This window comes from Larkinella knui, from assembly GCF_003858645.1.
In the GTDB taxonomy this organism is placed as follows: Bacteria; Bacteroidota; Bacteroidia; order Cytophagales; family Spirosomataceae; genus Larkinella; species Larkinella knui.
Window position 1 is genome coordinate 1,724,450 of the sequence record NZ_RQJP01000001.1, and the last position, 12,900, is coordinate 1,737,349.

Annotated in this window: 8 protein-coding genes; 2 read left to right on the forward strand and 6 right to left on the reverse strand. The window is 52.8% G+C overall.

Features of this window, described 5'->3' with window-relative positions; genetic code table 11:
* Positions 1–33 precede the first annotated feature (33 nt).
* Both EHT87_RS07030 and EHT87_RS07035 read right to left on the reverse strand, forming a co-directional pair.
* Positions 34–1,494, reverse strand: a complete 1,461-nt coding sequence (locus EHT87_RS07030; protein WP_124905194.1) for a Gfo/Idh/MocA family protein — start codon at positions 1,492–1,494, stop codon at positions 34–36.
* 108 nt (positions 1,495–1,602) lie between these two features.
* Complete coding sequence (locus EHT87_RS07035; protein ID WP_124905196.1) at positions 1,603–3,027, reverse strand: tetratricopeptide repeat protein; 1,425 nt, start codon at positions 3,025–3,027, stop codon at positions 1,603–1,605.
* Between the two features lie 286 nt (positions 3,028–3,313).
* Here EHT87_RS07035 and EHT87_RS07040 point away from each other — a divergent pair, with 286 nt between their 5' ends.
* On the forward strand, positions 3,314–4,150 hold the full coding sequence (locus EHT87_RS07040) for a hypothetical protein (protein ID WP_124905198.1): 837 nt from the start codon (positions 3,314–3,316) through the stop codon (positions 4,148–4,150).
* A 118-nt stretch (positions 4,151–4,268) separates the two neighbouring features.
* On the opposite strand, the gene EHT87_RS07045 is transcribed toward EHT87_RS07040, so the two are convergent.
* From EHT87_RS07045 to EHT87_RS07055, 3 genes are all read right to left on the reverse strand, one after another.
* Positions 4,269–6,020 (reverse strand): alpha-L-rhamnosidase-related protein, encoded by a 1,752-nt coding sequence (locus tag EHT87_RS07045; RefSeq protein ID WP_124905200.1) that lies wholly within the window; start codon positions 6,018–6,020, stop codon positions 4,269–4,271.
* A 149-nt stretch (positions 6,021–6,169) separates the two neighbouring features.
* Positions 6,170–8,248 (reverse strand): CehA/McbA family metallohydrolase domain-containing protein, encoded by a 2,079-nt coding sequence (locus tag EHT87_RS07050; protein ID WP_124905202.1) that lies wholly within the window; start codon positions 8,246–8,248, stop codon positions 6,170–6,172.
* Positions 8,249–8,611: 363 nt separating this feature from the next.
* Positions 8,612–9,220 (reverse strand): HAD family hydrolase, encoded by a 609-nt coding sequence (locus EHT87_RS07055; RefSeq protein ID WP_124905204.1) that lies wholly within the window; start codon positions 9,218–9,220, stop codon positions 8,612–8,614.
* 217 nt (positions 9,221–9,437) lie between these two features.
* Here EHT87_RS07055 and EHT87_RS07060 point away from each other — a divergent pair, with 217 nt between their 5' ends.
* The gene (locus tag EHT87_RS07060; protein WP_124905206.1) at positions 9,438–10,349 is read left to right on the forward strand and encodes an NAD(P)/FAD-dependent oxidoreductase; all 912 of its coding nucleotides are present in this window, start codon (positions 9,438–9,440) and stop codon (positions 10,347–10,349) included.
* A gap of 578 nt (positions 10,350–10,927) precedes the next feature.
* On the opposite strand, the gene EHT87_RS07065 is transcribed toward EHT87_RS07060, so the two are convergent.
* Complete coding sequence (locus EHT87_RS07065; protein ID WP_124905208.1) at positions 10,928–12,898, reverse strand: glycoside hydrolase family 127 protein; 1,971 nt, start codon at positions 12,896–12,898, stop codon at positions 10,928–10,930.
* Positions 12,899–12,900: the final 2 nt, after the last annotated feature.

Genomic DNA, 12,900 nt, shown 5'->3' on the forward strand with positions numbered 1-12,900 from the left:
GCCATCCTTATCTCACCAAAACAGCGTGTTTATTTACGGTTTTTTTGCCACCGCAACGGCTTTTTTAATTGCATCCGGTTTTTTCTTTCCGGCCGCGGGTTTCTTGCTTTTGGCGCCTTCCGGGTTTTTCTGCGTCATCGTAACCGGATCCCAGTGTACGACTTTGTTTTCGAAGTAACTTTCGTTGCAGGCCAAAACCGGCGCGGCCGCCCGGAAGCCAAAAACGGGATCTTCAACGGTTCCCTGGCTGCCTGCCCGAACATTGGTAAAGAAATCGGCGAAGTGTTTGGCGTGGGCGTCGTCGTCTTTCGGCGCTTCGAACTTGATCTCCTTTACCGGTTCGGCGGTGCGGGTTTCGGGGGGATATTTGGCGTCGTACTGCTCCACGAATTTCTTCTGCACGTCTTCCGTAAAGGTAAAAAAGCTATCGTAATTGCCGTAGCCGGGCGCAATCGGCAGTTTTTTCTTGGTCAGAATCAGGTTGTTTTCCGAGAACTCAACCGTGCCTTCGTTGCCGATGATGCGGGTTACGTTGCTGATCTTGCCGGCATTGGCAAAATTCACGCGCAACACCATCTGAAAAGCTTCGTGCTGATCGGTTTTCGGATAATCCATGATGCTCGTCATCACGTCGGGAACGTCCCGGTGTTCTTTCCAGTAGGCCAGATTGCCGGAGGAATACACCCGCGTCGGCCCCAGCGTATTCGTAACGTAATGGACCCCCGTAATCAGGTGAATGAACAAGTCGCCGGCCACACCCGTGCCGTAATCTTTGAAGTTCCGCCAGCGGAAAAACCGGATCGGATCGAACGGATGTTTCGGCGCATCACCCAGAAACCGGTCCCAATCAACGGTTTGGGGGGACGCATCGGGCGGCACGGAATAATTCCAGGCGCCGATGGCGTTGAAACGGTCGTTGTTGGATTCGATGTAGTTGATCTGACCAATATCGCCGGCTTCAATCATTCGCTTGGCTTCCTTAAACGACGCACTGCTGATGCGCTGACTGCCCACCTGCATGGTTTTCCCCGACTTCTTCCAGGCGTCGATCACGGCTTTGCCTTCGTTCAGGTGCTGCACCATCGGTTTTTCGCAATAAACGTGCTTCCCGGCTTTCAGGGCGGCAATCGTAATGTGGTCGTGCCAGTGGTCGGGCGTGACGACGAGCACGGCATCGACATCCGGGCGCGCCAGAATCTCGCGGTAATCGCGGGTTGTAAACAGTTGCTGTCCGAAAGCCGTTCTGGCGTGTTCGAGCCGGCCGCTGTAGAGATCGGCCACGGCCACCAGTTCAACATCGGGGTTTCGCAAAGCCGCCTGAGTATCGTAGTTTCCCTGGATACCCATGCCGATGGTGGCAATCCGTATTTTGTCGTTGGGACTGATCTTTTTCAGATCCCGGATGATGTTAAACGGTTTGGCGACACTCTGGGTAGCCACCAGCGCCGAAGCTGCGGTTAGCCCTTTGATAAAGTCGCGTCGATTCGAATTCATTGGTTTTATTGGGTTTTGCTGTTCGTAAAAAAGCACATTTGCGTATGAATATACGCAAATGTGCCGAAACAGACCTACTAAAACACCACAAATACCCTCAAACACTTCTTATCTGGTATACAGAGCGCCCTTGGCAATGGTCGATTCGTATTCGCCACTGATGGTCTCTAAAAACTTGCCGGTTACCCAGCCAATATCGGAATTGCGGATGAACACAAACCGTTTGGGGGCCGAGGGCGTCGAATAGGTTTTCATGATGGATTCGAGCCATAAGGCACCGGCAACGAGCTGCTTTTCGCTGACCTGATCGCGAACCGTACTGATTTCCCGTTCGGCTTTGGCGCGGATACCGGCGTCGGCGATGTCTTTTACGCTGGGGTGCGTTAGCGACTGATACTCATCCAACACCAGTTTTTTAAACCGTTCCACATCGTCCAGCGAGATGGCGACCGCCGTCGTGCCGGATTTTTCGGGGTGCAGGTACGTCACCAGCGCCCAGGCCACATCGCCCCCCAGGCCCACCGTCCGGCGCTGTTGCAGTCCCGCACCGCTGGTTTTGAAGCGCGGAGCCAGGGCCGTGTCGGCCACGGTTTTGATCACCCGCTGGGCTTCTTTTTTAAAGGCGTCGGTGTTCAGCGAACGCTTGCTTTCAATCTGGCTGACCAGCGTGTTGATGCCCACCGGCATTTCAATCGGGTGAAAGGTTTTGTCGGCATCGAAATAACCGCCTACCGTGACGTCACTTCCGATGTTGAGCGATGAGGTGGTGGGCCAGACTTTGCGGGGAATGGACCCCACGGTAAAAAGTTCGGCTTCGCGGTCGATGGAAAGCGTGGTGTCGATGCGCAGATTGCCATTCGGTAATGCCCGCGACAACTGATCGTAGAGCATCTTTTTCGTCGCCGGGGTTTTGGCCAGACCTTCCTTCATTTCGTTGCTGAAGACGATAAAAATCCGCTCGGTCGGAATGTTATAGCGGCTGATGGTGTCCAGACACACTTTAAGTGCGCTCTGCCCGGCTTCCAGCGACGCGGACGTGTTGGCCGAAAAACTGACGTTGGGCACCTCGAATTTTGTTCGGATGTCTTTCTCGTAGAAATCACTTTCGTACTTGGTTTTGAAAATGGCCAGTTTCACTTCCGAGGCTCCAAACTGAATTCCGGCATACAGATTTTTGCCGGAAATATCCCGAATCAATTCATTGACGCCCCAGGCACTGGCAACATACCGCAGTTTTTCGTAGCGGCTGCGGGCAATTTTCAGGTAGTAATCGGCATTCTCGCTGTTGTCATTTTCGTAATACGCCAACCCCAGAAACTCGCAGGCTACGGCTTCCCAATACGGATTTTTTCCCCGAACCGCCGGCAAAGCCCTTTCCAGCAGGCTGATCGCATCCTGCGGTTTGTTGAGGGCCCGAAGCGTGCTGGAAAGTTTAATGTACCGAATAGCCTCGACGGTGCCGGTTGCTTTCTGGGCGAACCCGGACTGAATTACATAAAAAAGCAGGAAAAACAGAGAAAAGGATCGTTTCATACGGAAGATTGAGTTGCGGGTTGAAAGCGAAGTCCCGAATCAGCCAACTTTTCATCAAAAGGTTTACCAATTCGGGTGATCAGCAACATACATACGGAGAAACGCCGGAAAGCGATTTAGAACCGGGTGGATCAGGCGGGGTTCGATTCACCGTTCATCCATTCTTACCGTAAAACGGCCATTTCAGATAACGGTTCGGTCTTTTCATATAATCAGCCCTGGTGTGCCGTGGTGCTGCCGCTTAGGTTTGCAGCGATAAGTACGATTCACACCAACCTGTTTAGTTATGCAAAAAGCACTGACGGTTCTGCTTTTCAGCTTCCTGACGCTGAGTTTCACCCACTGCAAAAAATCAGAAGTCGATCCGCCCGACCCAAATGAAGCGACTTGTAAATTGACCGCCATCGACCGGGGCAACGGCAATCAGCACCAGTACACCTACAACGCGGCTGGTTTGGTCAGCCAATGGACCATTCGTTTCAAAGGCTCGACCGCAACCGAACCCGAGCAGGTATACGTCTACACTTTTGACTACAACGGCAGCAACCAGATCACCGGGGCAACGATTACCGTCGACGGAAAAGTCCCCGACCAGCTGACCGACTGGGGAGTCGGCAGCGGTATCCAATGCCGCTGGACCAATGGCAAACTCACCGAAATTAAAGACCTGCTGGGCACACAAACCATCCTGACCACCACCATCAGCTACGATGCTCAGGACCGCATCACGCGTTTTTACTGCATTCCTGCCAACAAAAATGAGCCTCCATTTGAAAAGTCATTCACGTATGATGCCAACGGAAATGATACCTATTTGTACACCGAAGACGGAGAGAAGCTGTATTTTGAAGAACACACCTACGATCCTGCCACCAAAAGCGCCGAATCTCTCCTGGCCAGCCGAGGGTTGCCTTTTGACATTTTTAATTTGTATCCGTGGAAAAGCCACGTTCTGAAAGCATTCAAAACCAATGAATTTGACGAATCGGGCAAAGCCGTTTCCCCAAAATCCTTCCAGATCACGAACGTAGTCAAAAACAGCCGGAACCTGGCGGTTTCCCAGACCATCGAGGAAGGCGGCACAAAACGGCTGAACACGTTTACGCTGGCAGATTGTGATTGAAATGGCTGAAATAAGGCCGAAAGCCTTTTTGCCAGGAACACAGATTGAACAGATCCACGCCGGTTAAAATCCGTTTTGATCCGTAAAATCTGTTTAATCCGTGTTCCTATCCAATTCCTCACCGAATAATCCGCACCTCCTTCGGCCCGCTCACCTCCGTCTGAATTTTGCCATTCGCCAGTTTGGTGTGTTTCACGTTCACACTACCATACGGCGTGGGAAAGGTCCCTTCCGCAAAGGTCAAATCTTCGAGATGGGGCTCGATTTTGATGGCCTTGCAACCCGGTTCGACCACTTTGATGCCCAAAACATGCTCGGTCAGCCAGGGCGTCGGGCCGGATGCCCAGCCGTGGGCCAAACTGTGCCGAAAACCAACGTAACAATACGCTCCGCAATCGCCGTGGATGTCTTTTTTGCCCTCGGCCACCAGTTCATCGATCCGCCCGGCATTCTTTACCCAATCGAGGTTGAAATCCTCCCAGAAAGTGGTTGCACCCAGATCGAGCATACCGCCCCAGAATGTGCGGATGTTCGCCAGCGCCCCTTGGTAATCACCCGCTTTGGCCTGCGCCTGCAGCATGTAATAGCCATAGAATGTCGAAAAATTGTGCGCACCGTTCACCGCCAGCACGTCTTTATTGGCTTTTTCGGCGGGCACCAAACCAGCGAGTGCGAGCAAAGCCGCCCCCTGCTTCGAGCCGTTCGGGTCCGGAACGTATTGCCTGAGTCGGGCCACCGCATCGGCGCATTTTTTGGCCGTCGCCGGATCGTTCAGAATGCGGCTCAACTCACCGGCGGCATTCAGCGACAGCACCAGCATCGACTGCAATCCGGCGTGAATCCCTTTCGGGTTTTCGCTGGAAGGCCAGTCCAGAAACCGGGTCCCGTCCAGTTTTTCGCGGTTCTTTTCGTCAATTTTCTGCGTCAGCAAATCGACCAGTTTCACCAGATAGTCTTTCTGCTGCTTCAGATAATCGAGGTTGCCGTTTTGCTGATACCAGTCTTTCTGAATCAGAATCCACCACATCGAATAGGTACTGATGCCGTTCATCCAGCCGGGCAGGGGTGTAATGTCCCGCGCCAGATCCAGGCTTTTCGGCACCACTTCGTTGTAGCCAAAGACGGCATTGATGGTGGCCACTTCCGGGTGCATATCCCCCACCCACACCAGCCGGTCGCGCTTGATGCCGTCCCAGAGGTAATCCTGCATGTTGAGGTGAACGGTATACGCGCCGGTCGCCCAGATTTTATTCAGTAGTTCGTCGCTGCTCCGGAACGAGCCGAGATACGGAATGTCACGAAACACAAAAATAGCCCGCAACTCCTTCAATAGCAGCTCGGTATTGCCATCGACGAGATCGATCCTGACGAAACGAAAACCGGTATTGCCGATCTCCAGTTTGCCCAGCCACGGCACCTGAACGGTCAGGTCGCGGATGGCGTGGTCGTTGGTGGCATTCTGTTTGGGCTCGATATCCGCCATCGCTTCGCTGGCCGATTCCCCGAACCGGATCCGGACGGTAATGGGCTTACTTTCCTTCCACTGCCCCGTCACAATCTGCAAACCGCCGTGCATCTCTCGTCCAAAATCCAGCAGCAAACCCGGTTTGCCGTTGGCGTCACTTTTCAGCGAACACATATCCTTCCCCGACAAATCCGCCTGCCCGTTTCCGACTTTCAGCAGCCGTTCCGCATTCTGAATCTTGCCCGTTTGCCACAGAATTTTGACGGGCGACAGAAACCGCCGGACGGTGGCTTCTTTCTGGGCTTCCTGCGCCCGGGAGCGTTCAAAAATTGGCGGGAGTTGGGCCTGGGAAAAACCAGTTAAAGCGAGGCAAAAAAGCAAAGTCAGAACGTACGGTTTTTTCATGAGAAGATAAGGGTAGCTGGCGTTTTCGGGATTCTGGATCAAAAGTAGAAGTTTCGCTCAATTTACCCGGCATATGGCTTCCCTTGATAAGGTCATTAAAACAGAAAACGACGGTCCGTGGGTACGTCTGGCACCGAATACCGAAAATTCTACTCCAGCCAAACCTGCTGCGTAAACGCCCCGTTGACGGCGGCATCCCAAACCTCTACCCGCACCCATTTTTTGCCTTTGAGATTGGTGTTGAAAGTGAATTTCTGTTTCCCGAACGGTAGCGTTTTTGTCAGGTCGATCCGCTCGCGAAACACGGTTTTGCCATCGCCGGACACGATTTCGGCAAACGTCAGCGGAAACGTCCAGTCCACCTCCAGCGCGATCGTGGTTTTTCCATCATCGGGTAAACGAACGGTTTCGCCCGCGCCTTTTCCATGGACCGAAAACGCCGGAAACAGCACCTCGCCGGTGGTTACGAAGAATTTTCCCTGCTTCATAATATCCAGCACCGGTTGCCAGCCCTGGCTGTAGTCCGGGAGTTTGTCCAGTTGCAGGTAGTTGACATTGAGGTGGGCGTAGGTTTCATTTTCCGGCTCCATCGTAAAAATATCGGACTCGGCGATAACGTGTTTTTTGTGACCCCAGTTGGCCATGTCGTCCATCAAATCCAGCACCCGGCGGCTCAGGCGCGGTTCCGACAAATCGGCGGGAATGTTTTTCCAGGCGGCTCCGAAGAAATGATCGGATTTGAAAAACTCTTCTTCTTTATACGCATCCGGAAATCCCGTCGAGCCTTTGGTGCGGGCGTGGGCCGTCCAGGCCAGCCCATTTTCCAGTTGCAGTAGCTTCAGCATGTCGTTTTTATCGGCAATCCGGTACACTTTCCCATACGCCGGATCTTCCGTTACGAACGGCATTTCCGGTTTTCGGGCCATAATCCAGTAAACCGGTTTGGGAAAAAACTCCAGCCAGTGGCCGCCGAAAAAATTGTTCGGTTCTTCGCCGGGCAATAACAGGAAATCGTTGGTAGACAGCCGCTTGCATTGCTCAAACAAGGCTTTTAATTCCCGAAGCCGCAACGAATCGGGGCCTTTCGGATGGCCGGGGCCGTGGAATTCGGCGAGATGCACGATGTTGACGCCCGCGTTTTTGAAGACATCGACAAAGGCCGGTTTTTCGGGAATGGGCTTGTTGGCCAGCACCACGTTCATCGTAAACTCATTGTGAAAGTGGCTCGACATGGTTTTGTAACCCGCCACCACCGGATACCTGTCGTTGTGGGTAAACCGCTTGACCTCATCGAGCGCCTGATCGGGTGCTTCCGTACTCAGCAGGCAAAAAAAGTTAAGCCGCTGTTGAGTTTTGGGGGGCGCATTGACCCACGGCACCCAGCGTCGGTCGCCCATGAGGTCCTGCCGGATGCCGATGCCAAACGCCGGAACCAGACGCCGGTAACCGGAACCATACCAGGTAAAATCCAGATTGAACGCTTCGTCGAGCGGATAAAAATACTGGTGAGGAGCCGGAAAAACCGCCAGACTGCCCTGGTCGCCAACGCCAATGATGGTGCGGTATTTGACGGCTTGCGCTTTGTTTTCCTGGTTCAGACGCGCCGGAATGCGCTGCATTTTATTTTCCGTATCCGACCAGGCAATACTTTTCCAAACCGGCTGTGTGGTTACCAAACCGGCATCGTAGAGAATCGCCGTCGAGTCTACTTCGGTGGCCATAACCGCAGCGACATTGAACAACGGGCTGCCATTGTACACCGTTATTTCGATGGCCCCTTTAAAGGTTGCCGCCTGAACATCGGAAATCCGAACCACGGTTCGACTTCCAACGGTCGTGACGCTCGCGCTCCGTTTGTTCAGCGCAACGGCATAAGCCTTGTGGGGCAGTTTGTTGGTTTTATCGAAGAAGATATTCCAGCCGTTTTGGGAGATCAGATCCCGTTTGCCCACCGTCAGCACGAAAGCCGGGTCGAGGGCTTTGGCAATTTCTTTAAACGCCCCCCGCTTCGACAACTGGATGCTGTTAAAAAGCGGTTTTCCATTTTCCAGATTGAGCACCAGCTTCCCTTTTTCGTTGGCGCTCGCCGGCCAGTTCACCACCAGATCAGTTCCCCGCCTGCTGATGGTGGCCCCGTTTTGTGGCTGAAAACCGGTCTGATCAACCCTCATTTGCGCCCGGGCTATCCATCCGGACAGCACCAGGAAACCAACGATGTATTTTTTCATGAATAAAGGGGTGTTTAGGAAAATTGAAAAGCCGCACTCCGCTAACTTTTAGTAACGGAACACTACCGGCGAACCCTGGAACCCTAGATAAAGTCTTGCGATTGCCCGTTCAGAAAGCCCTGGAAGGGCGGTATGGTACTAGTATTGGTCATACCCAACTTCCCGTAGCTCCTCCGGAGGAGCTACGGGAAAGAAACTCGTTCGTGGCTAGTAACAGGAAAGGCCGCTGGCCTACACCTAATACTACCATGAATTATGGTATCCATGAGCATTGTCAAGATGCCTCACGGCATCGAATGTTTGTAGGAAGGGTACCTTATTCTTCCAGCCGACTGGTAGGTAGGCAACCGTTGCCTAAGCGTCTTAAACGGCAATTCCGTATTCGATCAACTGCTGTTTTAATTGTTCAGAATTAATAAAATGAATAGCATGAATGCCCAGTTCTTCGGCGGCTTTTACGTTACGCAAATTGTCGTCGATAAACAAAGCTTCCTCCGGATTAACAGCATACCGGTTCAACAGTGTCTGGTAAAAGGACGCAAACGGTTTTCGGTCTTTTTCAGCCCCGGAAACCACGATTCCGTCAAACCAGGAAAGAAATTCGAAACGCTCCAGGGCAATCGGAAATGTTTCGGACGACCAGTTGGTCAGGGCATAAATTTTATAGTTTCCGCTTTCTTTCATCGTCTTCAGCAACGCCACCGTACCCGGTATTTCGCCCCGAAGCATTTCCGGCCAGCGGTCATAATAGACCCGGATGTTTTCTTCGTGTTCCGGAAATTGAGCAATTAAGACCTGCGTAGCATCCTGCAGGGTGCGTCCCCCATCCTGCTCTTCATTCCAGGCGGGGGTGCAAATGGTTTCGAGAAAATGGTGCCTTTCTTCCTCCCGCTCAAAAATTCTCTCATAGAGATAATGCGGGTTCCAATCGATCAAAACCGCTCCCAAATCAAAAATAATGGTAGTAATCATGGTACTGACTCCGTATAATAGTTTTTGAACTTCAAATTTGGCCCCAATAACTTAAAAAAATACCGATTTTAAATACGCTTTGCGGTTTGCCATTCAAGTTTCGGGTTCGAAATACCTCATCAAAAGATCAAATCAGATTTATTTTTGCAACGTTGTTGCATTTAAAAAATAACCTGTACTTTTGCACGAACGATACGCTGGTAAACAAGCCTGGAAAATGGAAGTAGAAACGAATGAATACGACGTCATTATCATCGGTGGCAGTTATGCCGGTCTGAGTGCGGCCCTGGTTTTGGGCCGGGCACTCTGCACGGTTCTGGTCTTGGACAACGGCCAACCCGCCAATCGCCAGACGCCCCACTCCCACAGTTTTCTGACCCGTGACGGTGAAACACCCGCCGAACTGACGCGAATTGCCAGACAGCAAGCCCTTGCCTATCCTACGGTTACGATCCGGGAAGCAACGGCCACGACGGCCCGGCAATCGGGGTCGTCCTTTCTGATCAAAACCGATGCCGACGAAGAATTTACAGCCCGGCGGCTTTTGCTCGCTACCGGCTTAACCGATGTCATGCCCGACCTGCCCGGTTTTGCCGAATGCTGGGGAATCTCCGTTCTGCACTGCCCTTTCTGCCACGGTTACGAAGTGAAAGATCAGACGGTTGGCGTTCTGGCGAATGGTGATGCGGGTTTTGAATTGACCCGAATGATTCACCACTGGAATCCCGGCATGACGTTGTTCACCAATGGCCCGTCCACTCTGACTCCTGAACAAACCGCTACGCTGCAAAAGCACGCCATCCCGATCGTTGAAACGCCCTTAACCGCCTTGCAACACCAGAACGGGCAGTTAATTTCCGTACAGTTTGCCGATCATTCGGTTGTTCCACTCCAGGCGATGTATGCCCGCCAACCCCTGCGTCAGGCGTCGGATCTGGCCGAACAAGTAGGCTGTCAGTTGGATGAAATGGGATTTGTAACCGTTGATGGATTTGGCCGAACCAGCGTAAAAGGTGTTTTTGCAGCCGGTGATACCCATACGATGATGCGCCAGGTTTCGGTAGCCGCCACGAATGGCCTTAAAGCCGCCGTGGCGATCAGTAAAGAAGTGATCGAGGAAGAATTTTAAATGAGTAGAACAGAAAAGCGGTCAGCTCCGGAGGAGCGTCCTGTTCATAGCAACCTGGTCGCTAATATTGATTATAGCGCTGTGTCGCTCCGGAGGAGCGTCCTGTTCATAGAAATTCCATCGCCCAAAATGGTAGCTAGCTCTGGAGGAGCGTCCTGTTACTAGTAAATCGGCGTCTGGAAATTCCTGTTGTAGCTCCGGAGGAGCGGTCTGTTAATAGCACCCCAGCAGTCCAAAATTACAGCTAGCTCCGGAGGAGTGGTTTAAAACGCATTAAGGACGCTCCTCCGGAGCTATAATCAATGCTGGACGGCCCATTTTCTATTAACAGGACGCTCCTCCGGAGCGACACAGAGCTATAATTAATGGTGAACGGCCGATTTTCTATGAACAGAGCGCTCCTCCGGAGCTAGCTGCAATTTTGGGCGATGGAATTTCTATGAACAGGACGCTCCTCCGGAGCTACACCGCACTACACGCTATGGAGGGCAACCCGGTTCTATGAAATGCCCCTGCCAGGGGCATTTCGTTACAACAACAACTTTGGCAAACGTTATGGGATTTTGACCCGAAACCGGTTAGTCCGTTAATTTCACTTGTTTTGCTTTGGTTGGCAACCAGACCTGCATCGGACTTTTGCCCCGATTGGCCCAGACGTAATACGGAATAGCCGTGATGTTCTTCATTTCCGTCACCACACTCGATCCATCCGCCGAAGGGCCAACCACCGGAACATTGGCCTGGATGGCCACAACCGGCTCGGTACTAACCTGATAGGGCTTGGTGGTAAACGTCGTTTGAGCAGGCACCAGCAGGTTCCAGGCCTGCCCATTGTTGTCGGCACCCTCCACGCAATACACCAACGGGCCGCGTTGGATGGCCACGCGGTCGTTGGCCGCCACCAGTTCATTTTTAGCCACCACCCGCTTCACGTCCATCGGCAGATTCAGTTCAAGTATGTCGCCTTTCTTCCAGGTGCGATTGACGACCACATAGCCGTTTTGCTCGCGGTATTCGACGGGCTTCCCGTTCAATTGAACCGAAATCTGGCCCTTGCTGTCGTCCGAAAACCGGTACAAATCGCCCGGCACCGGCACGTTACTCACCCAACCCGGTATCCGCAGATTCACGGCAAATGGCGTTTTTTTTGCCGGATTCAGCATCAATTTCACATTCCCTTCCCAGGGATAATTCGTTTCCAACTGAACCGGAACGTCGCTTTTACCGATTTTCAGCGTCGTATTGCTGCCAATGTAGAGATTGACCCAAAGACCCGAATCATTTTTGCCATAAATGTAATCGCCCAGCGACGCCACCAGCCGGGCAATGTTCGACGGACAGCAGGCCGTTCCGAACCACTCGCTGCGGGCGGTATTTCCGGTGGAAGCCAATGGGTTGCCGTAAAAAAACCGGTCGCCGGACAGGCTCAGCCCATCCAGTGCGCCGTTGTAGAGACTTCGTTCCAGCACGTCGATGTATTTGGCTTCGCCCGTCAGCAGGTTCATCCGCTGATTCCAGAAAACCATCCCGACCGACGCGCAGGTTTCGCAATAGGCGGTTTCGTTGGGCAGATCGTAATCCAGCGAAAACCCTTCGTTCTTGCCCGACGAACCGATGCCGCCCGTGATGTACATATTCCGGTAGACGACGTCTTCCCAAACGGTTTTCATGGCATTCATATAGCCCGCGTCGTTGGTCGTTGCCGCCACATCTGCCGCCCCGGTATACAGGTACATGGCCCGCACTGCGTGTCCGGTAATTTCCTTCTGGGCTTTCACCGGCAGGTCATCCTGACAATAGGCCGGTGTTTTCCACTGATCCCAGATCTTGCCAACTCCGAAGCCCCGCCCGCGCTGATCGAGAAACCAGTCGGCCAGCTTCAAATACCGGTCGTTTTTAGTCTGGTGATACAGCTTCATCAGCGCCAGTTCAATTTCCTGGTGGCCGCTGACCCAGTGGCGATTGGGTTGCCGGAATGTTGCGTCGATGTGGTCGGCAAACCGGATGGCGACGTCCAGCAATTTCCGTTTTCCGGTGGTATTGTAATACGCCACGGCGGCTTCGATGAGGTGACCGGCGCAGTAGTCTTCGTGCTTCTCCATGTCGGTCCAGCGCTGGTCCAGGCCAACCAGCGTATAATACGTATTCAGGTAACCGTCAGGCTGTTGGGCCGCGGCAATCTTATCGATCCACTCGTCGGCTTTCTTTTCAAGTTCGGCGTCGGGGCGGTTTTTCAACGAATAGGCAATGGCTTCCAGGGCTTTGTATACATCGCTGTCGTCGTAATAAATTCCTTCGTGTTTCTCGTGCTGGCCGCGTTTCACTTTCTCAAAATTCCGGATGCGGCCCGTCTTTTCTTCCGTCTGAAAAATACAGGCCTGCAAGGTGGCCGTAGCGACTTTATCGAGCTTCGGACGCCAGAAACGATCGGTAATATCAACCTGCGAAAAGCGAACGGGTTCAAACCGCTTCACCGGTATTTGCGCATCGACGGCCAAACTCACCGTGGCAGATAAAACCGTTGCAAAAACTCGAAATCGGGTGGTCATTG